The organism is Leptothoe kymatousa TAU-MAC 1615, assembly GCF_018739865.1.
Lineage (GTDB): Bacteria > Cyanobacteriota > Cyanobacteriia > Phormidesmidales > Phormidesmidaceae > Leptothoe > Leptothoe kymatousa.
Genome location: NZ_JADOER010000004.1, coordinates 516,050 through 541,872, shown reverse-complemented (window position 1 = coordinate 541,872; position 25,823 = coordinate 516,050). Strand labels below are relative to the sequence as shown.

Below are 25,823 nucleotides of genomic sequence, written 5' to 3'. Positions count from 1 at the left end.
AGTTTTTGGGCCAACGTCCCTAGAGCAGACTCACAGGGGCGCATCGGTCTGGGCTTAGCGATTGGCAACAGGATTCCCCCCTATCCTTGCCACGCTACCCAGGAGCATTTTGCTCACCATCACCATCAGAAACTTCCACTGCTGAAGCAGAATTGAAGGGGTATAAAAAACATGGCAGCCCAAATACCTGAGGGCTCTGAAACTATCCCCAAGGGTGCCGCCATCTTCAACGGAGCGCAACATTAGATATCGATAGAGATTCGAGAGCTTTTGCCGCTTTAAGTGCTGAAATTTGCCTGGGACATTGGCGAACAATCGATCGATAAATTCCAGCTCTTTTTGTTCATTGCGGGCGATTTTAGACGTAATCGAACCGGGGGTAATGCGATAGTAAACCTGCACCTTGGGCACCGCTGCAAAGCTATGGTGGGCGGCAATTTTCAAATATAAATCCAGGTCCTGACTACTACTTAGGGTTTCATCAAAACCACCCACCTCCCTTAATACCTTGAGGGGAATCAACGGTGTGGAACCATTTTCAAGAAAGTTGGAAACCAGCAGCTTGCCATAGGTGGCTTCAGAGTCGTTAGAGGTAATCACCCGCTTCCCTGGGCACACGGGCTCCCCCATTTCATCAATGTAGTCTGACCAACTGTAGACCAGGCCCGTCTCGGGGTGCTCGCGAAAAATAGCGAGCTGATCCGCAAGCTTTGTCGGCGTCCACACATCATCGGCATCTAGGAGGGCAACATAGTCCCCTTGAGCCCGGGCAATCCCCTGATTGCGCGCAGCGGCAGCCCCCGCATTTTCAAAGGAGAAAAGGCGCAGTCTTGGATCTTGACAAGCCTTGACAATTTCGAGGGATCCATCGGTAGATCCGTCGTCAATAATAATTAGCTCAAAATCGGCAAACGTCTGTTGGAAAACAGAATCCAGGGTGAGTTGAATCGTTTTCTCGGCGTTGTAGAGCGGAATAACAACGGAAATAGTTGGCATATGGGCTCAAAAGTTAGGGCGGCGGTGGGTTGTGGCCAGGATGGCGACTCAATGCTAGGCGTTGGATTTAGATACGCTAAAAAATTGCTTAGACAGGTACCAAAACGGACTTTTGAGATTGCCCACATGAAAGGACAGCAGACAGTCTGCTTCCACCGTTGCCACCGATCGATGGCGATATTTCACCAGGTGTTTGAAAATTCGCTTTAAACTCCCCAGGGCAGACTTGAGCAACAAAATGGGGCGCTGCCAGGGCAAGGCTTCAATCATCAACAGGTCGCAGGTGCACAGCCCATAGGAATGGGTAAGGGCGCGTAAGTAGGCGCGTTGCAACCTGGATTGGGGAATAAAGTGCTCAATGGTGGTGTAGGGGTTATACCAAACTTCCCACCCCGCCTTCACCATGCGCCAGGAGATTTCGGAATCATCGGCCCCGCGGGTATTGCGCACCAGCACTGGGGGAATACATTGCTCCCAGGCATCCCGCCGCACAGCCAGACCGGCACCGGGGGGAAACTGGAGCTGTTCGATGGGATAGGGATGGGGGGTTTCGCCGCGATCGCGAATGGCCAAAAAGCCTAAAAGCGGCTCCACATCCTCGGGGAGCGTATCCCCTTCAAACACCCCCGCAATGCGACCACCAAATGCCCCAGCCCGAGGATAGCCCCGCCCAAATTCGGCCACCTGGTTTACCCAGTCAGCCGGGGGCCAATTGTCATCATCCAAAAAGGCGACCAGGGCACCGTCCGAACTATCAATGCCACACTGACGGGCATAGGCTAAGCCCTGACGAGGCTCAAATACATAGTTCAGGGGACAGGCAGACCATTGCCGCTGATATTGCTGCACCACAGCAGCGGTGTCATCACTGCTGTTGTTGTCAACAACCCAAATGTTCCAACTAATGTTGGCAGCCACAACCTGCTGAGACAGCCGCTGCAACACAGCGGGAATACGCTGTGCGCCATTATAGGTGGGGAGTATTACTGAAACCGTTACCGTTGAATGGGATGCCATCAGCCCAGGCCCGTTAGCGAAATCGACGCTTAATCAGGATGCCCCAGATATAAAAAGGACTCATCAAACTACTGAGGTATAGCTGCAGTTCGCAGGCAGAAACGGTATGGGTTTTGAGCAGGCTGCGATAGATAACTAAATGGTGTAGCGCCTTACGCAGATCGTTGGCGATGTAAACCCAGAACATAATGGGTCGCTGCCACAGCGGCATATTGATCATGCGAGTCACGTGGCGGCTGAGGCCAATGCCACGGAAAAACGGCAACAGGTAGCTGCGCTGTAACCGATGGGCTGGAATTTGATGGCGCACCTTCATGGCTGGGTTGTGCCAAATTTCCCAGTTGCCCCGGCGAATATGGGAAATTGCCTCCAGGTCTTCTCCGGTGAGCATCTGCTCGTCATGGCGCCCCGTCAGGATGAGCTGCTCTGGCACGTTATTGAGCCAGGCTTGACGACGCACGACCAGCCCTGCCGAGGGGGGCAACACCCGCAACCGTGGCTGGTACACATGGGCCGCCTCACCGCGCTGGGTGAGGGCAAAAAATGAACGAATCCGCTCAAAGTCCTCAGGCAGGTCGCATTCGAACTGGCCATGAATTTGACTGCCGTATGCTCCCACATGGGGATATTTTTGACCAAACCCATAGGCCTCAGCGACCCAGTGTTCATTGGGCAGATTATCGTCGTCTAAAAAGCCCACTAATTCACTTTGGGCCGACTTCATCGCTAGCTGTCGGGCATAGGCCGCTCCCTGGCGCTGCTCAAAGAAGTAGCGCAGTGGCACTTCCGACGGCCAGTCTTGCTGATATTGGCGAACCACATCTGCCGTGGCATCGCTACTATTATTGTCGATGACAAAAATTTCCCAATGTATGCCTTGGGTGCCAAGCTGCTGTCTTAGGTGGTCAAAAACGGCGGGAAGCCTCTTCGCACCGTTGTAGGTGCAAATTGCAATGGTGAAATTACACGGCCGATGCACTGTCTCTATAGCAGGAGAGGACAACACGACTGAGTGGCTCATTGGGCAGTTGGTAGATTCACAGCATTATTACAGGAGCTAAGGGCTAACTGCGGTTAAGTTCTCGTGAAGAATTAGGCATAAATACGTAGGATAGCCATGCCACAGCTCCACACCCATACCCAAATTGATTCTGCTTGGGTCATGTCTCGCTAACTACACCCTAACAACTGGGATTTACCGATGTAATCGGCTGCTATGCGCATCAGTCACCCAATTTTACATTGGACAACAATGATAGATATCTACACAAATTAAGCCACAGCGTTACCCTGTCCGCTTGTATGAATCGACTGACTTTATTAGGAATAAGTTCTCTATATACACAAATCACTACATCTAGTGTTTTACCTTCCATACAAAACGCTAGATTTTTTTGATTAGGGATGTTAGTCTTTATTTCCATGTGCAAAGCACATTTAGAGTGTTAACGATTGTTGAGGATGCGACTAACGCTATATGTGCCGTTGTTAGTCTTCTAATTTTCTCCACTCAACCCCCTAAATTCGCAAGGAAGCTCGGACGAATGGTTCAAGAGTTAGAACGGCTACGGACAAAAACGCCTTTTCCTGAAACTGCACCAGCGGCCTACCCTGTTTTTTATCGCACCTACAGCCGTCGTTTAGATGATGGTCGTCGCGAGTCTTGGTACGACGTGTGCGATCGCACCCTGGGTGGCTTAGTCGAGTTAGGTCAGCTCACCGACGCAGAGAAGACGCTGGTGCAGCGTATGCATCGGGAATTGAAAGCACTGCCGTCCGGTCGTTGGCTCTGGGTAGGCGGCACCGATTGGAGCAAGCAGCAAAAGAATTTTTCGGGAGCCTATAACTGCACCAGCACAAACGTCGTGGACTGGCGCTCCTTTGGGTTGATGATGGATCTAGCCATGATGGGCTGTGGTACCGGGGCGGTCCTTGAGCCCAAGTACATCAACCAGCTGCCCACCATTCGCAATCACTTAACGGTGACCATGGCGGGGGATGTGGGCACCACCCCGGCCGACCAGCGCCGCGAGGAAACCGAGGTTACCGTCGATGGCAACCGGGTGACAATCCGTGTGGGAGATAGCCGCAACGGTTGGGTGGCGTCGTATCAGAAAATTTTGGAACTCTCCAGCGAAGCAGGCTTTACCGGCGATGTTGAAATTACGGTAAGCCTCAGCGATGTTCGCCCGGCGGGGGAAAAGCTAAAGGGCTTTGGTGGCATGGCCAACCCGGTGAAGCTACCCGAACTATATAACCGCTGTGCCAACCTCTTAAATAAGGCCATCGGTCGCCAGCTAAATTCCGTGGAATGCTGCCTACTGATTGATGAAGCCGCGGCCTGCGTGGTGGCGGGCAATATCCGCCGCTCCGCCGGGATGCGCCAGTTTGACAGCCAGGATGAGCTGGCGGCAAATGCCAAGAACAATTTGTGGCAGCAAGACTCTGAGGGCAACTGGCGCATCGACCCAGAACGGGACGCCCTGCGCATGGCCAACCATACTCGGGTGTTCCACACCAAGCCGTCCCTAGAAGAAATGACTGAAGCCGTGCGCAAGCAGTTTTATTCGGGGGAAGGGGCGATCCAGTGGGCTGGGGAAGCTGAGCGCCGCGCCCAAGGGGAAGGCCGTTACGGACTCAACCCCTGTGGTGAAATTATTGGTCAAAACTTCCACTGCAACCTGGCGGAAATTCATTTGAACCAGCTCGATCCGAAAAATGTGCAGGAACAGGACGATGCATTTCGGGCCGGTGGCATTGCGGTGGCTGCCCTGCTAAACCATCAGTTTATTGAGCAGCGCTATCAAAACTCCCGTTTAGAAGATCCCATCGTGGGGGTGTCCTTCACCGGGCTATTCGACTTCTTTGTGCGGGCCTTTGGCGTAGACTGGCTCCACTGGTGGGAAGCGGGTCGGCCAGACACAATGCAGGGACTGGACTTTAAGGCCAAGGAAAAAGAGTATCTCAGCCGCTGGAAAAAAATTGTCCATGAAACGGTTTGGGACTATTGCGATCGCCACGGCATCAAGCGCCCCAATCGCTGCACCACAGTCCAGCCCGCTGGCACAAAGAGCTTGCTCAGTGGTGCCTCCTCAGGCTGGCATCCCCCCAAGTCCCAGCGCTTTATCCGTCGCATCACATTCCGCAAAGACGATCCCGTAGCCCTAGCCTGTATCGACTACGGCTATTCGGTGGTGCCATCCCAATCCGATAAGGATGAAAATGGCAACCTGCTCAACGATCCCTTTGATCCACGCTGCACGGAGTGGCTGGTGGAAATGCCCGTGGAAGTGCCCTGGGCAAACCTGCCTGGAGCAGATGCCGTGGCCATTGAACAGTTCTCGGCCTTGGCCCAGTTCGATTTCTACATGCAGGTGCAAAGCAACTACACAGCCCACAACACCTCCGCCACCATCGAGTTCCGTGAAAACGAAATTGAGCCCTTGGCCCAGCGCATTCACCAGGCGGTCGAAAACGATGAGGGCTATATTTCTTCGGCACTGCTAGCTCGTTTTGATGACCTACAAACGTTCCCCCGTCTGCCGTTCGAGCCCATTGACAAGGCCCGATATGAGGAACTGTGCAGTGAAGTTGTGGGTCGCCGTAAAACCGATAACTTCCACTCCGCCTTGGAAGGCTATGACGCCGGTGAACTCATCGAGGCAGGGCCGGCTGGATGTGACTCTGACAAGTGTTTGCTGCCAGAGAAAAAACCTGGTTAGGCAAACCTCAACCGTTCTTCCGTGAATCAAGCCTTCCGCTGAATGGGAGAAACACACACTCACCTTCAGTAGAAGATAAGCAACGGGCACTCCTTAGGGGGTGCCTTTTTTGTTCAAGATATCGGGAATTTTTAAGTCACAACCTGTATCTAACTACCACTAGGGAATAAGCCCTAAGGAGATACTGTGCAGTCAGTTTATTGGTTTTGTTTTGTTATCGGTGGCGTCTTTGTTGCGATCGCCACCCTAGGCGGCGCTAGTGATACCGACTTCGATGCCGGAGCTAACTTTGACGCCGAAATCGATGCCGACTTTGATGCAGACCTCGATGCTGACGTAGATCTAGACACAGATCTTAACAGCAGTATGCCCGATGGCATCAGTCCAGAGGCTAGCTTAGATGCCGAAATTGACACGGACCTCCAGCTCCTACGCCAAGTAAAAGGAGTCTACGTCTTTAGCCTCAATATCCTGACTAGCTTCAAATTTTGGACCGTCGGCGGCTTTTTCTTTGGCCTCACAGGTCTCAGCCTCGGTTGGGTCCAGTCCAACCTGCCACCGCTGCTCGTATTTATTGCAGCGCTCGCCATGGGTACATTGCTAGGGGGAACATTGGCCATTGCCCTACGCCACCTAGCTCGCCGCCATGCCGATAGCCTAATTCGCACCGAAGATTTTGCCGGTCGAGTAGGCATCGTCGAACTCCCCTTTGACCAACACAGTAAAGGAAAAGTGCAGTTAGAACTGCGCGGCAGTGTCCTACACATGATCGCGCTGACAGACGACCACAAGCAGTTTGCACCGGGGGACAAAGTACTCATCATCAATGTTGACAACAACCGGCTGTGGGTCGTTTCAGAGGAAACTGCCACACAACAATAATCTCCACAACAGTTTACAAATTTATATCTCACCCAATGAAACATACTCCTCCCATTCTGTTGGGACAACCGCTACCAGCATCAACAGAAACAACCGAAGCTGACATTATCAGCTATGAAGTAGCCCAGGCCATTCCCCTAAACCACGCCAGCCAAAATACGGCCCAAGTGGGTGCATTTATTGGGGGAAGCGCCCTATTGCTGGGCCTAGTGGGCGTTGGGGCACTGATTGTATTACTCAAAACCTGCCTACGTATCTGCAACCCCAACCAAATTTTGATTATCTCGGGGCGCAAGTACAAAAACAAACGGGGACAGTCCATTGGCTATCGGGTGGTTTTTGGTGAACGCACCCTGGTTATCCCCATCATTGAGCGGGTACAGAGCATGGATATGACCACCATGCCCATTCCCGTAGAAGTCACCAATGCCTATGCCAAAGGCGGCACCCCCCTGAATATTCAGGCCATTGCCAATGTCAAAATTTCTAGCAATCCCAGCGTTGTGGGTAACGCCATTGAGCGCTTTTTGGGGCGCAATCGTTCTGAAATCCGACGCGTCGTCCGAGAAACCCTAGAAGGCAACCTCCGTGGTGTGGTCGCCCTGCTCACACCAGAACAGGTAAACGAAGATCGGCTAAACTTTGCCGAACGCATCGCCGCTGATGTGGCCAAGGACTTGGGCAAGCTGGGGCTGCACCTGGACACCTTAAAAATCCAAAGTGTCACCGACGACATGGACTACCTCAGTTCCATCGGGCGTCGCCAAATTGCCAATATCATTCGTGATGCAGAGATCGCCGAAGCCGAAGCCGTTGGTGAAGCAGACCGGATTGAAGCCGACTGCCAAAAGCAGGCAGAAGTGGCAAAAACCCAGGCCCTCACTGTGGTGCAGCAAAAGCAAAATGAACTGCGTAAAATCAAAGCCGAGCTAGAGGAACGGGCCAAATCTGAAGAGGAACGGACCACGGCAGCAGCAAAAGAAGCACGGGCGCGCGCAGAGCAAAAGCTCCAAACCGTAAGGGCTGAACTAGAGCGCTTACGCCTGCAAGCCGATGAAGTACTGCCGGCCCAGGCCGCGAAACAGGCGCAAGAACTCTATGCCAAGGGCCAAGCCGCAGCCCTAGAAGAAAATGCCAAGGCCGCAGCCCTAGTCAATGACATGCTGGCTGAGGTGTGGGCCGAAAGCGGCACCGACGCCACCCAAGTCTTTTTGATTCAACAGATTGACATGGTCCTGCGGGAAGCGGCTAAAATCCCCGCTCGCATTCATCTACAGAATGTCAACGTTATCGACAACGGCGATGGCCAGTCTATCGCCAACCTGGTGAATGTTTATCCCGATGTGGTGCGACAGTTTCTAAAACAAGTGGACAACACGTTGGGCATCGATGTCACCGGCACTCTGCACCAAAGTTTAGATTTTCAACAGCGCCTCAACCCCGTGGCTGCAGACAATCCGAAGGATAACCACTAATGCCAGGGTTGATCTTTCTGCTCATTATTGTTGCCGGTGGGTCTAGCATGACCTACCTGATGATTCGTAACCTTTTGGAGACCACACGCTAATGCCAGCTATCTTTCTTTTATTGCTGATTGCCGGGGGAGGCACTGGTGTGATCTCCCTAATCATTCGCAACCTTTACTACATCTGCCAGCCCAATGAAGTGCTCATTTTTGCCGGGGGCCAGCAACGCCGAGGGCAAAAAACAGTGGGCTACCGCTTAGTCAAAGGCGGCAGTAGCATCCGTAAACCGTTGGTGGAACGGGCGTTACGCATGGACCTCACCAATATGATTATTGAGCTAAAGGTGGCCAACGCCTATTCTAAGGGCGGCATCCCATTACAGGTGGATGGCGTCGCCAATATCAAAGTCGCTGGGGAAGAGCCCGCCATCCACAATGCCATCGAAAGACTCTTGGGCAAGAGTCGAAAAGAGATTGAGAAGATTGCCAAGGAGACCCTAGAAGGAAATCTACGCGGTGTCCTTGCCAGCCTAACCCCCGAGCAGGTCAACGAAGATAAAATTGCTTTTGCCAAAAGCCTGCTGGATGAAGCCGAAGAGGATCTAGAAAAGCTAGGCCTAGTGCTAGATACGCTGCAGATCCAAAATATTTCTGACAATGTGCGCTACCTCGATTCCATCGGTCGTAAACAGCAGGCCCAGCTCCAGCGAGATGCCCGCATTGCCGAAGCGGAAGCGCAGGCAGCCTCTGCCATTCAAACCGCAGAAAATGAAAAAATAACCTCTGTGCGACGCATTTCGCGGGATACGGGCATTGCCGAAGCGGAAGCGGAACGTCGGATCCAGGATGCTTTAACCAAGCGAGGGGCCGTTGTCGCTGAAGTGGAAGCGGAGATTGCCTCTGAGCTGGTGCGCTTTCAGTCTGAGATTCCGGTGCAACAAGAGCGCATCAAGCAGGTGACCGAGCAGCTTAAGGCAGACGTCATTGCGCCGGCTGAAGCGGATTGCAAGCGGGCCATGGCTGAAGCCAAGGGTGACGCCGCTCAGATTATTGAGGATGGCAAGGCCCAGGCGGAAGGTACTAAGAAACTGGCGGAGTCCTGGCGGGCTGCGGGAGAGAATGCACGGGATATTTTCCTGTTGCAAAAGTTGGAAGTATTGCTGAAGACGTTGAGTTCTACGGTGCCGGATGTGGAGGTGCAGAATGTGACCATGATCGATGGTGCTAGCGGTGGCGCAAAGCAAGCGATCGCAATTATGGAACAGTTGAAACAAAGTACTGGCCTCGACCTTGCCAGCGCCGTCAACAACTTTGGCAACAACCAACAGCTACCGGAAGGGAAATAATTCAAAGCCCTTAAAGGCCAAGCCCATTAAAGGCCACACCCAGCCATAGCCAAAGAAAAGGCCGGTCAATGGACCGGCCTTTTTTACTCAGAAAACGATGTAAACCGCAATCAAGCGTTTTACATGTGACCAGCGGTGACGGCCCCTGCGGCAACCGTTAGCAAAATACGAGTCACTTCGATCACACCAGCAACGGTGATAACGGCACCAAGCTTGCGAATAATGGCAGGGGGCATGTTGCCTTCCCATAGGGGATTGACGGCACCCACAAAGCTAAACTGCGCTTGATTACCTTCACCCTGATAGCGCTTGATGCTGAGCTCTTTGGGTAGGGCAGGCAGATCCTGATTGCTAGAAGATAGCTTGATAGAACGACGGCTAGGCACCTGATAGGCGCCAAAAGCAGCCATGTACTCATCAGAAGTCGTGAGCTTGTCGGCAAAGGAATGAATTCCTTCGGAGGCCAACAAAGAACTCCACTGGAACGTTTCGGACTGAATGGCGGGGCGCCCCAACACACGCTCAAAGCAAAGCTGCACAAAGCGATAGTTGCTGTTAGTAGCCAGAATATAGTTAATAAACATATCGGAGCAAATTAGCTCACGAACTAACTCTTGAGTGGTGATTTCACCATTGAGGTAGGCAGAATCTAGAGACTCATTGTGATGGAAGTCAATATTGCGATTGTCTTTGAAAAGACGACGATAGACCGCCTGGAGGCAGTCGACTTTATCCATTTTCGTAAACGTCTTAATGCCGCTAGTATCACCGCTTTCTAGACGAATAAAGCCATTGGTGGATACGGGGATAACCTGATTATTATTGGCAAGAGTTTGCATTTTGAATTGACTTTTATAAATGGACAAGCTGAAATTCATTGAGCTTTATAGTCCAAAAGATTGTATTTGATTGACTGACCCCAGCCTGCAAACCGATAAGTATATTTACTCAATTTGTTTCAATATGTTGCTTTTTTCTCAGAAAACAGAGGCCTATCTAAGGCCGTTCAGGCTCCAAAGTATTTGAGCGTGGAAGTCTTTAGCAAATGATTAACGTTGGTGTAAACCCTCATATTTTCGTAAAGAAGTATAACGAGAACCCACAGGCCAAAATCGTTTGGTCTCGTTGCAGCGTTTGCGATCGCGCCAGTCCTAAGGCAGCACCTAATCCATCAACACAACGCACGATGTGTTTCAAGCATTTGCAGTTCAAGATGCGGCATATACGCTTCTTTCCGCATTCCGCCTTTGCGGTCTCCTTCCCTACGGATTAGCATCGTGCTGCTTTAAAAAATTAAGCACATCATCACACCACTGCAACCAGCTTTCTTCAAAGGCAATGCCGCGCTTGAGGGTGAGATACTTAAACTGCATTTCCACCGAAGGGTCGGGCTCTCCTAAACAGGCCGCTTCGATGGCACGATAGTCGTCTAACTGAGACTGATGTAACACCTGACGGTGGTGTAGCTCCTGCAATAACAGTTTCCGAGGCACTTTATAGCCAATCATCACCTTGACCAGCAAATCCTCACGGATTTGAGTCGGCTCCGTTGGCTCTGCATACCAACGAGTCAGTTCTACCCATCCGGCATCGGTGATGTTGTAGACCTTTTTATCGGGCTTGCCAGCTTGGGGCACTTTCTCAAAATCCACCCAGCCCTGGACTTCCATTTTGCCAAGTTCTCGATAGATCTGCTGCTGGGACGCTTGCCAATAGCAGCTTAATCCTTCATCAAAACGTTTGCTGATGTCGTATCCGCTATTGGGTCGCTGGGCAAGCAGCGCAAGGATGGTATGGGCTATGGCCATAGGCGTTGCAAGTTCACATTGACATATCCAACTTGTTGAGTATACGCTACGGACATATATTCAACTATTTGAATATCAACTATTTGAATATCAACCTTTTGGATATGATGCCATGGTTTCCCCAACATCCGACTCCAGGTCTGATCAGGGCAAAAGCGGTCGGTCCATACAATGGCTGTGGTTGCTGCCGATGCTGGCCGTGCCCGCCCTATGGTTAGGACGCTTTCGCTCTGACTCTGCGATCGCAGAGGACACCGGGTCTCCGCTTCCCGTCCAAACCCAAGTACTCAAACCAGTCACCCAATACCAGGTAGAACGCACCTATACCGGCACCATCGTTGCCCGACGCAGCAGCGATTTAGGGTTTGAGCAAACCGGCACCCTGATGGAAGTTTTCGTCGAAGATGGCGACACCGTCCCCCAAGGTACCCCCCTAGCCCGACTCGATACCCGTAATCTGGCAGCCCAACGACAACAGCTAGAAGCCCAACGTCGCCAGGCCCAGGCCCAATTTCAAGAATTAGAACAGGGGCCTCGCCAGGAAGACATTTCTGCCGCCGCCGCCGCCGTGGAAGATTTACAAGCTCAGCTAGATCTAGCAAGGCTACAACAGAAACGCCGGGAAGAGCTATACCTCAAAGGTGCCATTTCCCTAGAAGAACGAGACCAGGCTGTCTTTGGTGCCAATGCCCTAGAAAGTCGCCTGAGCCAGGCCACCAGCCAGTTAAATGAGCTGAATACGGGCACCCGAGTAGAACAAATTACGGCCCAGGATGCCCAAGTAGAACAAATTGATGCACAGCTAAAAAATATGGATGTGTCCATTGCCAAAAGTGTGATCTATGCCCCCTTTAATGGTCGAGTCTCAGCCCGCATGGTGGATGAAGGTGCGGTGGTCGGGCCAGGGCAAACGGTGCTGCGTTTGGTAGAAAACCAAGCCCTTGAAGCCCGCATTGGAGTCCCCAGCCCATTGGCCAGTCGCATTACAACCGGCAGCGCTCAAGTGATTGAAGTGAACGGTCAGGCTTACCCAGGCAACGTCACGGCACTATTACCCGAAATAGATGACGCTAGCCAAACGGTAACGGTGGTGGTGACGCTGTCCGCTGACGCACAACCCATTGTGGGGGCAACAGCACGGTGGAACCTACCAGAGAAACAAAACGAACTGGGATATTGGCTACCGACCAGTGCCTTGGTGGCCGGGGAACGGGGGCTATGGTCGGCCTATGTACTGGGTGACGCTAAAGCGGCCAATGAAGAGTTTCATCAGGTCAGCCGGAGGGAGGTGGAGGTACTTTACACAGACGGGGATAGGGCGTTTGTCAGGGGGCTACTAAAGACGGGAGAAGAAGTGATTACCGGAGGGGCACATCGTTTGGTGCCGGGGCAATTAGTGCAAAATTAGCCCCAGGGGTAGGCGAACAGGTCTCCCTGCATGGAGGCCAAACTCAGGCGAGTGAAGCGAGTTTTGATTGGTTAACTAGTGCCCTATAAAAACTCTACAAAATCCAGATTTTTTATGTTTAATCTGTTCTTCCGAAATCGTCAGTTATTATTTCTGACCCTCACCTTAGTAATTGTTTGGGGCCTATCGGCGTTTCTCTCCTTACCCCGACTAGAGGATCCTGAAATTGTGCAGCGTGTCTCAACGGTAACCACTGTTTTACCGGGGGCCAGTGCCGAGCGGGTAGAGTCTCTAGTCACAGACAAAATCGAAGAAGAACTAGCGGACATTGAAGCAATTGAAGAAATTCAGTCATCGTCCAGTCCGGGCCTATCTGTCGTCACCGTAGAGCTAAAGGAAACCATCGCCAATGTGGAGCCAGTATGGGCCAGGGTGCGCAGCCAAATTGACGATGTCATTCCGGCCTTGCCGGCTGAAGCGAGCCGCCCAGACTATGAGGATTCAGAGGTTAAGGCCAGTGCCATGATTGTGGGTCTGACGTGGGACCTAGACACCCCCGCCAACTATACGATTTTACGACGGGTGGCAGAGGGTCTGGATGCCAGCCTGCGGAACTTGCCAGGCACCGACAGTGTGGAACTATTTGGGGAGCCCGCTGAAGAGATTCGCGTGGAAATTAGCCAGGCGGATTTAGTCCAGCTGGGCATCAGTGCGCAACAGCTCTCGCAACAGATTGCGGCCAGTGATGCCAAGGTGTCTACCGGAGAACTGCAAGGGGACAATACCGAACTCTTGTTTGAGGTCGATAGCGCCCTGGATTCATTAGATCGGATTCGGGCCATTCCTATCCGGCTAGGCACCGAGGGCCAAATCGCCCAGCTAGGGGACATTGCCCGGGTAGAAAAGGGAATCCAAAATCCGGTGTCTGATTTGGCCCTGGTGGCGGGCAAACCAGCCATTGTGATTGCGACAACGGTGGAATCTGATTATCGCGTAGACCAATGGGCCCACCAGGCAAGAAAGGCGCTAAAAGAATTTGAAGCGGAGCTATCCGACGGGTTAGGGATCAGCATTGTGCTGGATCAGAGTCGGTATGTGCAAGAGCGCTTAAATGGCGTCATTGGCAACCTGCTGCTGAGTTCGCTGTTGGTAATAGGCATATCGCTCGTGGTTTTGGGCTGGCGATCTGCCCTGATTGTTGGCCTAGCATTACCGCTGTCAACGCTCATGGTATTTGGCAGCATGAAGGTGTTGGGCATTCCATTGCACCAAATGTCAGTTACCGGGCTGATTATTGCGTTGGGCCTACTGATTGACAATGCCATTGTGGTGGTGGATGAGGTCAGCTCACATCTGCAAAATGGTAGCCGCCCAGCTGAGGCTGTCTCTACCACCGTGAAGCATTTGGCGGTGCCGCTACTGGCTTCGACGCTCACAACGGTGTTGGCCTTTGTGCCCATTGCCACCTCCCCTGGGGGCACAGGAGAATTTATTGGCACCATTGGCACGACGGTTATTTTGGCCCTGCTTAGTTCACTCACTTTATCGCTAACCGTGCTCGTGGCCTTGGCAGGTTTAGTGTATCGTTGGAAACCGTTACGGCCCCAATCGCAACACTGGAGCATGGGAGGGTGGTCTAATCCGAAGCTGGCTAGCCTTTATGAGGGCAGTCTTAGGGTCGTTTTTCGACGGCCAGTTCTAGGGATATTGGTGGCCATGGTGTTGCCAGTTGTGGGGTTTATCCAATTTGCTAGCCTGCCGCAACAGTTTTTTCCTCCCACCAACCGCGATCAGTTTCAGATTGAAGTGGAACGTCCGGCTGCAAGTGCGATCGCAACCACCCGACAAGAAACCTTAGCCATTCGCGAATTAATTCAACAACATCCAGCGGTCCAAGATATCCACTGGTTTCTCGGCAAAAGTGCCCCAACATTTTTCTATAACGTCGTGGGCAGTCGTCGCAACGCGGCTGAATATGCCCAGGGTATTGTCCAACTAAACTCCACAGACGACCTGCGTGGCACCATCCGCACCCTACAGAGCGAGCTGGATGCCGCATTTCCTGATGCCCAAATCTTAGTAAAACAGCTAGAACAAGGGCCCCCATTTGATGCCCCCATTGAGGTTAGCCTGTATGGGCCAGATCTAGAAATCCTAAGAACCCTAGGCAACGATTTACGGCTAACCTTATCCCAGCTCAACAATGTTACCCACACACGGGCAACGCTGACAGAATTGTCACCCAAACTAGCCATAGCCGTAGATGAGGTGGCGGCACAGCGGGTGGGTCTCAGCAATGGTGACATCGCCGCTCAACTCAGCACTCTGCTCGATGGACAGCTCGGGGGCTCTATTCTCGAAGATACGGAAAACATTCCTGTGCGGGTACAGCTACCAACCACCGAGCGGGGCGACCTACCCAGCATTGAGTCCTTAGATTTACTCAGCCCCACTGGCACGACAATTCCATTTTCTGCCGTAGCCGCCGTAGAGCTCAAACCAGAACTGAGTACGATTGCCCGCACAGACGGCCAACGGGTAAATACGGTCCAAGCATTTCTGACCGCTGGCTCGCTGCCCAGCAGTGTTTTAGCTGATTTCCAAACAGCGCTAGCACAACAAAACTTCGAGCTACCCGCAGGATATCGCCTGAGCTATGGCGGTGAAGCGGATGCCCGGGGCTCAGCGGTGGGGAGTTTGTTATCCACCGTGGGTGTTTTAATGGTTCTGATGACAGCCACCCTGGTGTTGTCATTTAACTCCTTTGCCCTCGCCGGGTTGCTCGCAGTTGTTGCCATAGCGGCAGTAGGTCTAGCAGCCATGGCCCTGTGGCTGTTCAACTCGCTATTTGGCTTTACGGCTATCCTCGGAACATTAGGCTTAATTGGCCTTGCCATTAATGATTCAATTGTTGTTTTAGCCGCCCTCCGTGATGATCCGCTGGCGCGCAAAGGAGACCCCGCCGCAACACGCCATGTCGTCGTTAAGGCAACACGCCATGTGGTCGCTACCACAGTCACCACAATTATTGGATTCACGCCACTCTTATTGGACTCGACTGGGTTTTGGCCACCGTTGGCGATTTCTATTGCAGGCGGGTTAAGTGGGGCAACGCTGTTGGCACTGTACTTTATTCCATCGGCTCATTTGCTGCTGCATCGTTCTGCTACAAAAAATTTAGCCTAACGTCATCAGCTCGTCAGTAGTGGTGACACCTAACCCAAGAATTTCAATGTAAACAATTATAAACCCACAGGGGAACAACAATCTCCATTGTTTTTTGTATTACAGGTTAGTCTACAAATATCTCAGGGTACTCTGATGAATAACCTTAGATAAAATTCTGGGCGTTGCTCATTCTCTCGATAATATTATCCGATAAATTCCAAAAGAGTGAATAGTTGACCGACCGATTGATCTTCTAAATCAGCAACGGCAATCCTGGTTAATGCTATCAGCCATCAGCGAGGAACTAGAAGGCGCTGAATCTACAGATTTATCTAGTTTTTATCTAAGTTGTTGAATTTAGATTTGGTATACATCAGGCACGGATCTACCGATCAACAGCATTTAAGAAACCAACTATGAAACACATCATATTTGCACTGGCTATAGCCCTGTTAGTCGCTTCGCCTACTGCCGCTCAAAACGTATACCCAGAAGACGGTTTTTTCGAAGAAGAATATCTAGAAGGAGACTACCTTGAAGAAGAATTCCTTATAGAAGAGATCGAGTTTGATGAAGAAGTCATCCTGGAAGAAGACGACTTTTTTGAAGGAGACTACCTGAAGGAAGAAGTGATTTATCTCGAAGAAGAAATCTTTGTGGACGACTTAGCGTATTAAGCCTCGGCACCACAGATTACTGCTTTTGAAAAACTGGTTTCCCTCTGTGTTGATGCCACTAGCTGTATCTGTCCATCTTCCATGGCGAGTGCTTGGGCCTCCACCAGGCGATCGCCCTCCGAGGGAGCAAGCTGGTTTGCGGCAACAGTTACAGAGTCCGGCAATGCACTTACCTGGGACAGACCTGGGGCAGGCAGGCGCAAATCCGCCCAAACATGATTGTCTCTGAGGGATTGGGTGGGGTCATCGGCAACCCCACCCCGACCACTAACGACCAACGAATTGGCATCATCAACCGAACACTGGCGGGCGACTTGCTGGTCAGCATCTACCGTTGCGGCGGGCAGTGTCGCCACCCCCTGGGTAGGTTCAAGATAGGAGGTATTTAGCTCAACGGTGCCCCCAAAGCTAGGCCCGAGGTCAGAACTTGCGGTAATGTCATTGTCTGGGGTGAGCTGGGGCCGAAATTCGGTGCCCCAAATTTGGCTGGCATTAACCACAATGCGCCCCCCTGCCCCCTGCTGCGCATTGGCGGAAATATCGCTGTTGTCTTTTGCAATCAGGGCGATAGTAGCATCAATGGTAATATTTCCCCCCGTGGAACTACCTTGGGCATTGGTGCTAATGCGGCTCCCCTGTTGTAAGGTCAGGGTGTCTAAATTTAATACAATATTACCTAGGTTGTTATTGGCGGCAATCGTATCGGCCTCAATTGTTGCATCGTTATTGAGCGACAACCCATTGGCCACCAAGGTAATGTTGCCCGGTGCCCCCTGCCCTGGAGTTGCATTACCCACGGTTTGAAAGTTGCCCACGGTAATCGTTGCACCATCGCGAATATTCACTTGCTGGGCAGTAATATCAATATTTCCACCATTACCACTCCCCTCAATGGCATTGGCTAATATCGCGGTGCGGCCGTCTGCAGCCGCCCCGGCAAGGTCAATGGTCTGGGCATTGATGGTAAGACTACCGGCATTGCCATCGCCGAAGGTATTCACCCCCACATTAGCGCCATCGGCTAAGCTAATTTGATCCACCATTAACAAGACGTTGCCACCATCGCCAATGCCATTGGGCAACACAGAACTAAGCACACCACTGGGCCCGCCATTGGGGGTACCCCCAGTGGCATTTAGGCTATTGGCGCTAATGGTGATATCTCCCCCTGGGGCACTGCCAAAGGTGCTGGCGGCAATCAACCCGCCATCTAACATTTGGATAGTATCTGCATCAACAAGGATGGTGCCACCATCGCTAATGCGGCCTATGGACTCTAAACCGCTTTGGGTAATGCCATCAGCACTAGACCCCTGGAAAAATAGTTGATCTGCATTCACCCGCATCACACCTGTGGCCCCAGCGCCAAGGTTTGTCGTGGCAATTTGGGCACCGTCTCGCAGGTCAATGATGTTGGCTGTCACGGTGACATCCCCGGTGTTACCAAAGGCGGCAAAATCACCAAATGAAACAATAAAACTCTCGCCGGTCATGGTGATTGTATCGGCCTGTACGTAGACGTTACCTGTGTTGCCGTCCCAGTAGGTATTTGCAGAGAGTTCACCGGCATTTAGCACAGAAAGTTGTTGGGTTTGAATAGTGAGATCCCCCCCCTGACCTGTGGCGGGAAATTCCACATCACTGTATAAACCACTTTTGATGTCGCCACTGCGATCGCGCACCAAAATGCTATCGGTTTCAATCGTGATCCCCCCCCCTGTACCTGGACCTTGCAGATTAGCCGCAATGACTGAGCCATCCACCAAAGATAGGTTGCCAGCACGGACATTTACAGAGCCACCATCCGCTGCACTAACATCCACAGAGCTAGCATTGCCCAGGGTAATATCTTGCACATTAGCCGCTTGGGCATAGTCAAACTGCCAATCGTTTTGCTGCAGCCCAATCACACTATTGCCACCGACGCTCGCAAGCTCAACATTGCCACCAAAGGCCGTCACATTGCCACCATTGAGCGTAACGGGACCGCCTAAAAGTGCAAGGGTTTCTCCACTATTTACCCGTAAACCATCAGGTCGGTTCGTGCGCACAAACTCAAAGAAAGGAGATAGGCTCATTTGATGTCCAGGGCCCTGTAGCTCGATCCCCCCCGGATTGGTACCATACTGCAAACCCACAGGGGTGCTAATGCTTAAAAGACCACCTAGCTGTGTGGGGTTACTGGCACTAAATGCAGCACCATTATCAAACACCATAGTATCTGCCGTACTGGCCAGAAAAGAACCGCCAATATTGAGAGATGCGTTAGCACCAAAAATAATCCCCTGGGGATTTAGAAGAAAAATATCTGTCGGGGCCGTCGTAGTCGTACTAATAATGCCATCAATCGAAGAGATGCCCCCCGTTACCCGACTAAAAATAGCATCGACCCCTATATTCTCAAACTGAGCTTGATCACCAGCCTGAAGAGAAAATTGATCAAAGCTGTGGAATAGACTGTTGCCAACGGTAGTGCCTCCCGTAATGGAGCACACACCCGTATTGCAAGCTGAAGACAACGCACCATTGACCAACGTGCCAACGGTGCCATCCCCTGAGACTTGAGTTTGTGCATAGCCAGGGTTAGCTATCATTAACACGCCTATAAAACTTAGACATGCCCGCCATCTAGAATAAGCTTGGTAGAGTCGCATAGGCTCCAGCCTCAAAGTCAGATAGACATTTCTACCTAAAGTGCCCTTGTTGGCAAGCAAGCCAACAAACAACAGCGGTTGCACGGAATGTTTCCATACAGCCGCTGATATAACGAATCACAATTCCTCATGCGCTATGGGTCAAAGGGCAATTGCCCCTAACAAACACAATCGACGAAAAGAAGACAATCGACTAGGTAGCATGACAAATTCGCCACGAGAGTTTCTAAAAACGTCACGAGAACCACAAAAACACCAGAAATGGGCCATTTGAACCCACGAAACCAGGCTTATGGCCTCACGTTAAGCAAGAATTAACCACGACGAATATATAACTGCGAATAAAACCATCTGAGCCAACAGCAACCACCCCTGGTAGTTTCCTGCTGTGAAACTGTGAGCGGCTGCCAAAGGCTATCGGATGCGTTTTCAGCTTGAGACATGTCTTGATTGTTTCGCATGGCCAGTTAGGTGTTGTAAAAAACAAAAAAATAAAGCAAAATCATCCACGTAGATGACCTAGATAAAGTGCACCCTTGCAAGACCACTGAGATGATGTATCACCCTGAATAGTTGACTGCCCCCTTTGGAACGCAGTACCAGAGGAGGCAGTTCGTTGAACGGGCTGGCTATTTGTTCATGCTAGGATCTGTTAAGAAACTACTTCATGGTTTAGTTCTAAAAGGCTTGTTAAGCCATGATGTCAAGGAACAAGGTCATGATTTTATTTTTTAACAAGCCCTTAATTAATCCCATAACTTCAAAGAACTATCGATGGAATGCCCCCCCTCAACAAATAAGTCCAAAGCAGCCAGTTTAAGTCTTTTCTAATGGCCCCCAGGAGTCCCACGACGATTTGGCGGCATAATAATTCCACGAGAATATCCACCTTTCGTGACTTCCTGCTGCTCGACTGTGAGCGGTTGCCAAAGAGATTGGGATATGGTTTGGGATTTAGAAAACATGCTCTTTAATGGAGCATAAGATGAATCGTTTTGCATCTTAAATAACCTTATACAGGGAATATGAAACCAGACTTTAGAAGAGTTTTAAGCTGTTCGCCCTAAACCCATTAATAATAAGTAGGGACCTCACCACGCCGAATGGGACGTCCATGGCGATATCCACCTTGCATAGCTTCCTGCTGGGCAACGGTTAATGGCTGCCAAAACTTGGCAGGTTTGGCTTGGGCCTGACTAGATTTGCCCTGCATCTGAGCAGAGGATTGACTATTGTTCATTTTTTTGAGTCTCGTAAATTAGAACCGCTGAACCATCAAATTTGGAACGACATCAAGCCAGGACTTCAAATTAACCACGTCGATTGGGGATACCTTGTCTAAAGTGAGGACCTGCACTGCCTTTAATGATTTCTTGCTGTGCGGTCGTCAGTGTTTGCCAAAGCGGCTGAGATGGTTTCTGAGCTTGAGTATTGGATTGATTATTTTGCATTTTGGATGCCCTCATGAATGGATAATAGCCGTTGCCAAAAAAGCGCTGGAGCCTAAAGATTGAGAAAACTTTTGATGAATGTTCTCACCCGACCACGAACCAGCAGGACACCATGACGATATCCTCCTAATTAAGCCAGCATTTCTTAACAGCAAGCGGCAAATGGATTTAGCTCAAAGAGCTTTGAAAAGCGTTGTATCCATTAAAGCAGTGCCGCTCCGCTAAATCATCTAGGAAATTGTGGAGCTTGTAGATAAAGTTCAGTGCTAGCAGCGAGACTAATTCCCTAAAGAGTTTAAAGCTGTTATTAACACACAGAATTGAGTAGATAGGTCAGCAACACAATCTGTCTTTTTTTCAGCCACTTGGCCGAAGACGTACCTTTGCATCTACAAAAGTGCAGTAAATGTACGGTGGCGCCTAACTATTTACAATCCCTGGCTGTGATCATCAGCACAATCACCCAAAAATTGATGCTTGTGTGAGCAGACCATAGGTATTATTGCCAAACAGAGACACCTCTACCCCCGTTGCCTATAGTAGATTCATAGACAGAAACCTTTATTGCATTACCCCCTATACCTAACCCTATATCTAGACTGACCCCTTTATTCTGAACCCTCTATAACTAAACCGAAACCCCTGTGGGCCATAGGCCCACAGGGGTTTCTTATTGAAAACAGAGTGCCATACCAGCAAAAATCACATACGCTGTAAGCTGTGTCATACAAGCTTGTGCAACAGATCACACAGTATCAGCGACAATTTATAGGTGTGGGCCTATTCCATAGACCCCACAATGCAATTTCGACCATTTTGTTTAGCTGCATAGAGACGTCGATCTGCACAGGAGAACAAATCCTTAGGTGTTGCTCCATCAATACCATAACAGGCAATTCCAATGGACACAGTAATATTGAATGTACTAACAATAGTCTGAATAGTTTGGGCAATGGCATACGCAGCAGCAAAATCATGTCGAGGCAACACCACTACAAATTCCTCGCCACCATATCTGGCAACACAATTTTCAGCTGTTTGTACCTGCGCCAACAAATACTGACCGAGCCTCTGCAACAATTGATCTCCGGCTTGATGGCTATGGGTATCGTTGTACGCCTTAAAATGGTCAATATCCAGCACTAAGAGTGATAGTTGATGCCCCATGGCCGCAGCGGTTTGGCAGGCCTGTGGACAATAGTTGTCAAAATATCGACGATTATATAGCCCCGTAAGACTATCGTGGTTTACTTCATAGGCTAACCGCTGGTTCTCCTCTAGGAGTTTTACACAGTGGTTTCGAAGCTCTTGCATCTCCCGCTGCAATCGGTAAACGTCTTGCTGTCGAGCTCGTGGCGAATGGGGAAGCGCGCGGACAAACCTATCTAGACGAAGACGTTCACGACTATAGCGTTTAATTTTTTTGAGGATTAAAAATTGCTTAGCCGTTATTGCCTTAAATTCTGTTGTTGTTTGATGTATAGCTAACGAAACCACGATCGCTGATTCCTCCACATTCCTGCCCGTCACATGCACACTGTTGCCTATGCCAAACACATTTAAACAAAACCTATATCAGCTGCTGATTTTAGCGACATACCATTACAGGTATGGGCTTGCCACAATTGTTCAATACAGCCTTTTATGGTCATGGCATGCGGTTCTGCTAAAGCAACTCCCCCACGTCCCCCAGTAGTGCAAGGACACGGATGGGGGGCTATCACCACCCCATCATGTTGAATCGGCCTTGCGCTCTACTTAAACTTAGGATAAATAATGTCTCGCCATAACGACATCAGTTGATTTACAGTTTTCTGGTTTTCTGGCTTTTTGGTTTATTGCGGTTTTTACTCAAACCACTACGAAAACAGCCCTGAAAGTTCCTAAAGAGAGGCCATGGTGCACCATAGCTTGCGTAGGTCAGCAACGCTTTTTATCCCGTAAATGTACGAATAGATGACCGCATAGGACGTGAAGTAAATACGAAAACTTACGGTGACTCAACAGCGCCATGGGTAGGTAATATAAATTCTGGTTTTTTGACTGAATGCCTCGTTCTGTGCTTTGTTCAGACTCGCATTAGCATTTTGAATCACGAGCTAGGTTCAGTGGTATCACTGTCAGTTGAGGATCAAGCCTGTTGACGTTCGTTAATATTGATAACTTTCGATGGGTAAGTTTATTCCTTGATGTTGATACAGAAACTAGCCTTGGCAAGGCTTCGGAAGGCACCTGACTGCCATAGGCAGCAAGGTTATCGATCTTGGAGATTGAGTCATTCCCCAAATTAGTCTCTGAACTCAACCGAGATAGTTCAAGGAAGGATTAGTATTTCCAGACGCACTTTTAACTACCATCACCATGAATAGACAAATGCAGAAATCAAAATCTTCTTCAGAAACCATGGAGGAGAAACAAGCCAATTTATGCATTAAAGTCCCCCTGAGTTGGCGTCAGTGGTGGGTTGCACACTCAAAGTTACATGGGGTGACAATGACCGACGTGATTATTGAAGCCCTAGCTGAAAAGTTTGGCGTGCCGGAAGAATTGTAATCATTTTAAGTATTAAGCGAACACAGCCTTCAAACGCCAGGAATCGATCTCGACCAGCCGCCTACTTAGGCAAACAAGCATCTTTATTAAGGTCTTGCTTTTTAATACAGCACAACCCTAGTCCCCTAGCAGCTTGCCAGGGGATTTTTTTACGCATTGCGGCACCAGCTGCCCCTCCTTGAGTGATCAAGAAAATTAGTCGATTGCAATATTTCGCAACAAAAGAGCTAAAGCCGACCAGGATACATACAGTATTTCCATAGACTGAACCCCTTACTCAGTAGGACCTAAGGCCTGATCACATGGAGTTTAGGCTGGCAATCGCAGCAAACGAAACATTTATTCATATTTCGATAGTTTTTCCCCAGAGATTTCCTCACGTTTTCCACAGGTAAACGTAAGTTCTCCCCAGAAATTAACGAAGCCTCGGGATTTTTTTTACTTCTGTGGAAAACTTTTAGGTAGTGGGGATCATGGTGGGTACGTAAATGGATGTAACGAAAAGAACTGTCCATGCCTGATTGTCTCGTACTTCAAAAAAAGTTGTTAGGAAAATCTAAAGATTAATGCCCGTTGCTAATTCCCATCGGGTCTTGCACAATAAAACTCCACTCACCCAAGTGACCTAGTAATTTTCCCTTGTTGCACTGCGTTCAGGATGCTCTACCACGCTTGTTGACATGTTCGGTCAGGAGAATTATTAGGCACTAGATTTTTATGGACGTTGCTAACTCCAGTGTGATTTTGTCTGCACGACATAGCTACGCAGCTTGCTCTGCGGACATTCCATTTTCTCAATTGGCAACGGCTTGTGTTTATGTTTTGAAGGAGCTTTAGATCCAATGCCTCCAGTTACAACAGGTCAGACCACTGTTAGCCTCATGGTCGAAATTCCCGAAGCCCTCCACTTATCGATGCAGGATTATTTAGATACCCATGAAATGTGGAGTCAAGAACGGATGATGCAGGCTGCACTTTCTTTGTTTCTAATGCAGAATGGCGTCAATCAGGCCCAGGTGAATAGTTTGTATCTCGACAGTCTCTTTGGTTGTGCCGCTTAGGGATAGACGATTGTAGATAGTGACGTAACTATCTGGCATATTGCGAGCCCCTGATCTATGGATAGGTCAGGGGCTTCACTTTAGGGTTAAGTCGGTCGCCTAATGCCATGGGAGATGCCATGGGCTGCGCGCTAATTTTGGCCCCATAGCATATAGAACGGTTCTACGAGCTATTTCCTACGGTGAGAAGCGTTACTATGCTTTGGGGTAACAGCGGTAGGAAGTTGGATGGATACGTTTGATTGGATCGTAATCGGCAATGGTCTAGCGGGGGCGGCTTTAAGCTATGAGCTGGTCTGCCAAGGACTGTCGGTATTGCTGGTGGATGATGGCAACCCTGACAGTGCCACCCGCTGTAGCTACGGGGGAATTGCCTATTGGTCTGGGACAAATCCGATCACCCAAACACTCTGTGATCTTGGAATTGAGCGTCATCGACAGTTGTCGGAAGAGTTAGGGGCGACGACAGAGTTTCGAGAACTCGATTTGTTGCTGACGTTTGGTGTGGAGGTTGATGGGACGAGCTTAGTGGAACAATATGATAAATTTGAGATCGCACCCCAGCTTATTTCCGCAACAGAGGCCAAAGGTCTTGAACCCCAGCTGACCATGGCCAACCTAGGGGGCGCATTTACCGTCAAACATGGTCATGTCAACCCCATAAAAACTCTCTCGGCCCTTAATCAAGCTTTTCGACGTTTGGGTGGACAACAAATGATGGCCACCGTTACAGGCCTAGTCACCATAAAAAATAAAGTTACAGGGATTTTGACCGCCACCCAAGCCTATGCCGCCAGCAATATCGTTGTCGCCGCCGGTGGCTACAGTCGCCAACTCTTGCGCAGTAACAACCTGAGGGTGCCGCTTTATCACACCCATGCAGAGATGGTCACCTTACCAAAGGTGGACGCCCACCTACAGACATTAATCATGCCCGCTGTGGCCCAGCGGTTTACGGCAGAACACACCGCCAGTAGCGCCAACACCGACCATCTATGGGAAGGGGGGCCCCATGAAATTGCGTCACCGATTTTAGATTCAGGGGTGGTGCAGTTTTTAGACGGCACCACCTACATTGGGCAAATTAGCCGCTTTCGCACCGACCTTGCCCCCAACCCGGTTGATGTCGCCACAAGTGAAGCCGACATGAGGCAGGCCATCACGGAGCAGCTCCCTTGTCTCGCCCATGCACCGGGCCAATGGCGACACTCGTTAGTCACCTTCAGTCGCGATGGGTTACCCCTGCTAGGTCCCTTACCCGGCGTGGATGGGCTGCATATATTTGCTGGATTTACCAGTCCATTTGCCATGCTGTTGCCCATCGCCCAACGATTTGCCCGCTGGGTCTGCCGCAGTTCCCACGACTCCGATGGTCTCCTAGACAAAATGCAGGTGACAAGATTTTCGCAAGCATCCACCCCCAAAACCCCAATCGCCAATTAAATAATTTGAATGCCTCAATGGTAGCGGGCTGCCATTGGTTTGTCATGGAATTAGGATTTCTGTAGTGAACGATGCTTTTGTCTATGGTTGCAAGCACTACCATAGAAAATAAGCTATGATTCAACTTCGATGTGGGGTGCTTTACGGATCCACTGTTCACCAGTCTTTAATT

The 25,823-nt window shown here is 50.3% G+C and carries 18 protein-coding genes; 10 read left to right on the top strand and 8 right to left on the bottom strand.

Going from position 1 to position 25,823, the window contains the following annotated elements; genetic code table 11:
* Positions 1–54: 54 nt before the first annotated feature.
* Genes IXB28_RS04750 through hpsE (IXB28_RS04740) form a run of 3 tightly spaced genes read right to left on the bottom strand, consistent with a single transcriptional unit; the run spans position 55 to position 3,019 of the window.
* Entirely contained in the window at positions 55–996 is a 942-nt protein-coding gene (locus IXB28_RS04750) for a glycosyltransferase family 2 protein (RefSeq protein WP_215617389.1), read from the bottom strand.
* Positions 997–1,050: 54 nt separating this feature from the next.
* On the bottom strand, positions 1,051–2,013 hold the full coding sequence (gene hpsE / locus IXB28_RS04745) for a hormogonium polysaccharide biosynthesis glycosyltransferase HpsE (protein WP_215617388.1): 963 nt from the start codon (positions 2,011–2,013) through the stop codon (positions 1,051–1,053).
* A gap of 13 nt (positions 2,014–2,026) precedes the next feature.
* Complete coding sequence (hpsE, locus tag IXB28_RS04740; RefSeq protein ID WP_326520949.1) at positions 2,027–3,019, bottom strand: hormogonium polysaccharide biosynthesis glycosyltransferase HpsE; 993 nt, start codon at positions 3,017–3,019, stop codon at positions 2,027–2,029.
* A 538-nt stretch (positions 3,020–3,557) separates the two neighbouring features.
* Here hpsE (IXB28_RS04740) and nrdJ point away from each other — a divergent pair.
* The 4 genes from nrdJ to IXB28_RS04720 all read left to right on the top strand — a co-directional run bounded on the left by nrdJ (position 3,558) and on the right by IXB28_RS04720 (position 9,428).
* Complete coding sequence (nrdJ, locus tag IXB28_RS04735) at positions 3,558–5,735, top strand: ribonucleoside-triphosphate reductase, adenosylcobalamin-dependent (protein ID WP_215617386.1); 2,178 nt, start codon at positions 3,558–3,560, stop codon at positions 5,733–5,735.
* Between the two features lie 186 nt (positions 5,736–5,921).
* Positions 5,922–6,617 carry an OB-fold-containig protein gene (locus IXB28_RS04730; RefSeq protein ID WP_215617385.1) on the top strand — a complete coding sequence of 232 codons (696 nt, stop codon included), beginning with the start codon at positions 5,922–5,924 and terminating at the stop codon, positions 6,615–6,617.
* 35 nt (positions 6,618–6,652) lie between these two features.
* Positions 6,653–8,092 carry a flotillin family protein gene (locus IXB28_RS04725; RefSeq protein ID WP_215617384.1) on the top strand — a complete coding sequence of 480 codons (1,440 nt, stop codon included), beginning with the start codon at positions 6,653–6,655 and terminating at the stop codon, positions 8,090–8,092.
* Between the two features lie 91 nt (positions 8,093–8,183).
* Complete coding sequence (locus tag IXB28_RS04720) at positions 8,184–9,428, top strand: flotillin family protein (RefSeq protein WP_215617383.1); 1,245 nt, start codon at positions 8,184–8,186, stop codon at positions 9,426–9,428.
* A gap of 119 nt (positions 9,429–9,547) precedes the next feature.
* Here IXB28_RS04720 and IXB28_RS04715 read toward each other — a convergent pair whose 3' ends face one another.
* Together IXB28_RS04715 and IXB28_RS04710 are read right to left on the bottom strand one after the other, a co-directional pair.
* Positions 9,548–10,267, bottom strand: a complete 720-nt coding sequence (locus IXB28_RS04715) for a phycobilisome rod-core linker polypeptide (protein ID WP_246559608.1) — start codon at positions 10,265–10,267, stop codon at positions 9,548–9,550.
* Positions 10,268–10,690: 423 nt separating this feature from the next.
* Positions 10,691–11,236, bottom strand: coding sequence for a PadR family transcriptional regulator (locus IXB28_RS04710; protein WP_215617381.1), 546 nt, complete (start codon positions 11,234–11,236; stop codon positions 10,691–10,693).
* A gap of 112 nt (positions 11,237–11,348) precedes the next feature.
* Between IXB28_RS04710 and IXB28_RS04705 the strand changes: the two genes are divergently transcribed.
* The 3 genes from IXB28_RS04705 to IXB28_RS04695 all read left to right on the top strand — a co-directional run bounded on the left by IXB28_RS04705 (position 11,349) and on the right by IXB28_RS04695 (position 16,489).
* Positions 11,349–12,644 carry an efflux RND transporter periplasmic adaptor subunit gene (locus IXB28_RS04705; protein WP_215617380.1) on the top strand — a complete coding sequence of 432 codons (1,296 nt, stop codon included), beginning with the start codon at positions 11,349–11,351 and terminating at the stop codon, positions 12,642–12,644.
* A 114-nt stretch (positions 12,645–12,758) separates the two neighbouring features.
* A complete protein-coding gene (locus IXB28_RS04700; RefSeq protein ID WP_215617379.1) occupies positions 12,759–15,830 on the top strand; it encodes an efflux RND transporter permease subunit in 3,072 nt (1,023 codons plus the stop codon).
* Between the two features lie 398 nt (positions 15,831–16,228).
* Entirely contained in the window at positions 16,229–16,489 is a 261-nt protein-coding gene (locus tag IXB28_RS04695; protein ID WP_215617378.1) for a hypothetical protein, read from the top strand.
* Here IXB28_RS04695 and IXB28_RS04690 read toward each other — a convergent pair.
* From IXB28_RS04690 to IXB28_RS04680, 3 genes are all read right to left on the bottom strand, one after another.
* The gene (locus tag IXB28_RS04690; RefSeq protein ID WP_215617377.1) at positions 16,486–19,083 is read right to left on the bottom strand and encodes a beta strand repeat-containing protein; all 2,598 of its coding nucleotides are present in this window, start codon (positions 19,081–19,083) and stop codon (positions 16,486–16,488) included. The genes IXB28_RS04695 and IXB28_RS04690 overlap by 4 nt on opposite strands.
* 1,132 nt (positions 19,084–20,215) lie before the next feature.
* Positions 20,216–20,383 carry a hypothetical protein gene (locus IXB28_RS04685; protein WP_215617376.1) on the bottom strand — a complete coding sequence of 56 codons (168 nt, stop codon included), beginning with the start codon at positions 20,381–20,383 and terminating at the stop codon, positions 20,216–20,218.
* Between the two features lie 991 nt (positions 20,384–21,374).
* On the bottom strand, positions 21,375–22,091 hold the full coding sequence (locus tag IXB28_RS04680) for a GGDEF domain-containing protein (RefSeq protein ID WP_215617375.1): 717 nt from the start codon (positions 22,089–22,091) through the stop codon (positions 21,375–21,377).
* Positions 22,092–22,955: 864 nt separating this feature from the next.
* Between IXB28_RS04680 and IXB28_RS04675 the strand changes: the two genes are divergently transcribed.
* From IXB28_RS04675 to IXB28_RS04665, 3 genes are all read left to right on the top strand, one after another.
* A complete protein-coding gene (locus IXB28_RS04675; protein WP_215617374.1) occupies positions 22,956–23,147 on the top strand; it encodes a hypothetical protein in 192 nt (63 codons plus the stop codon).
* An 842-nt stretch (positions 23,148–23,989) separates the two neighbouring features.
* Positions 23,990–24,208, top strand: a complete 219-nt coding sequence (locus IXB28_RS04670) for a DUF2811 domain-containing protein (RefSeq protein WP_215617373.1) — start codon at positions 23,990–23,992, stop codon at positions 24,206–24,208.
* A gap of 228 nt (positions 24,209–24,436) precedes the next feature.
* Positions 24,437–25,651, top strand: coding sequence for an NAD(P)/FAD-dependent oxidoreductase (locus IXB28_RS04665; RefSeq protein ID WP_215617372.1), 1,215 nt, complete (start codon positions 24,437–24,439; stop codon positions 25,649–25,651).
* Positions 25,652–25,823: the final 172 nt, after the last annotated feature.

Coding starts and splice junctions, on each gene's coding strand:
- IXB28_RS04750 (WP_215617389.1), bottom strand. CDS start 996: ATGCCAACTATTTCCGTTGTTATTCCGCTCTACAACGCCGAGAAAACG.
- hpsE (WP_215617388.1), bottom strand. CDS start 2,013: ATGGCATCCCATTCAACGGTAACGGTTTCAGTAATACTCCCCACCTAT.
- nrdJ (WP_215617386.1), top strand. CDS start 3,558: ATGGTTCAAGAGTTAGAACGGCTACGGACAAAAACGCCTTTTCCTGAA.
- IXB28_RS04725 (WP_215617384.1), top strand. CDS start 6,653: ATGAAACATACTCCTCCCATTCTGTTGGGACAACCGCTACCAGCATCA.
- IXB28_RS04720 (WP_215617383.1), top strand. CDS start 8,184: ATGCCAGCTATCTTTCTTTTATTGCTGATTGCCGGGGGAGGCACTGGT.
- IXB28_RS04715 (WP_246559608.1), bottom strand. CDS start 10,267: ATGCAAACTCTTGCCAATAATAATCAGGTTATCCCCGTATCCACCAAT.
- IXB28_RS04710 (WP_215617381.1), bottom strand. CDS start 11,236: ATGGCCATAGCCCATACCATCCTTGCGCTGCTTGCCCAGCGACCCAAT.
- IXB28_RS04705 (WP_215617380.1), top strand. CDS start 11,349: ATGGTTTCCCCAACATCCGACTCCAGGTCTGATCAGGGCAAAAGCGGT.
- IXB28_RS04700 (WP_215617379.1), top strand. CDS start 12,759: ATGTTTAATCTGTTCTTCCGAAATCGTCAGTTATTATTTCTGACCCTC.
- IXB28_RS04695 (WP_215617378.1), top strand. CDS start 16,229: ATGAAACACATCATATTTGCACTGGCTATAGCCCTGTTAGTCGCTTCG.
- IXB28_RS04690 (WP_215617377.1), bottom strand. CDS start 19,083: ATGATAGCTAACCCTGGCTATGCACAAACTCAAGTCTCAGGGGATGGC.
- IXB28_RS04685 (WP_215617376.1), bottom strand. CDS start 20,383: ATGAACAATAGTCAATCCTCTGCTCAGATGCAGGGCAAATCTAGTCAG.
- IXB28_RS04675 (WP_215617374.1), top strand. CDS start 22,956: ATGAATAGACAAATGCAGAAATCAAAATCTTCTTCAGAAACCATGGAG.
- IXB28_RS04670 (WP_215617373.1), top strand. CDS start 23,990: ATGCCTCCAGTTACAACAGGTCAGACCACTGTTAGCCTCATGGTCGAA.
- IXB28_RS04665 (WP_215617372.1), top strand. CDS start 24,437: ATGGATACGTTTGATTGGATCGTAATCGGCAATGGTCTAGCGGGGGCG.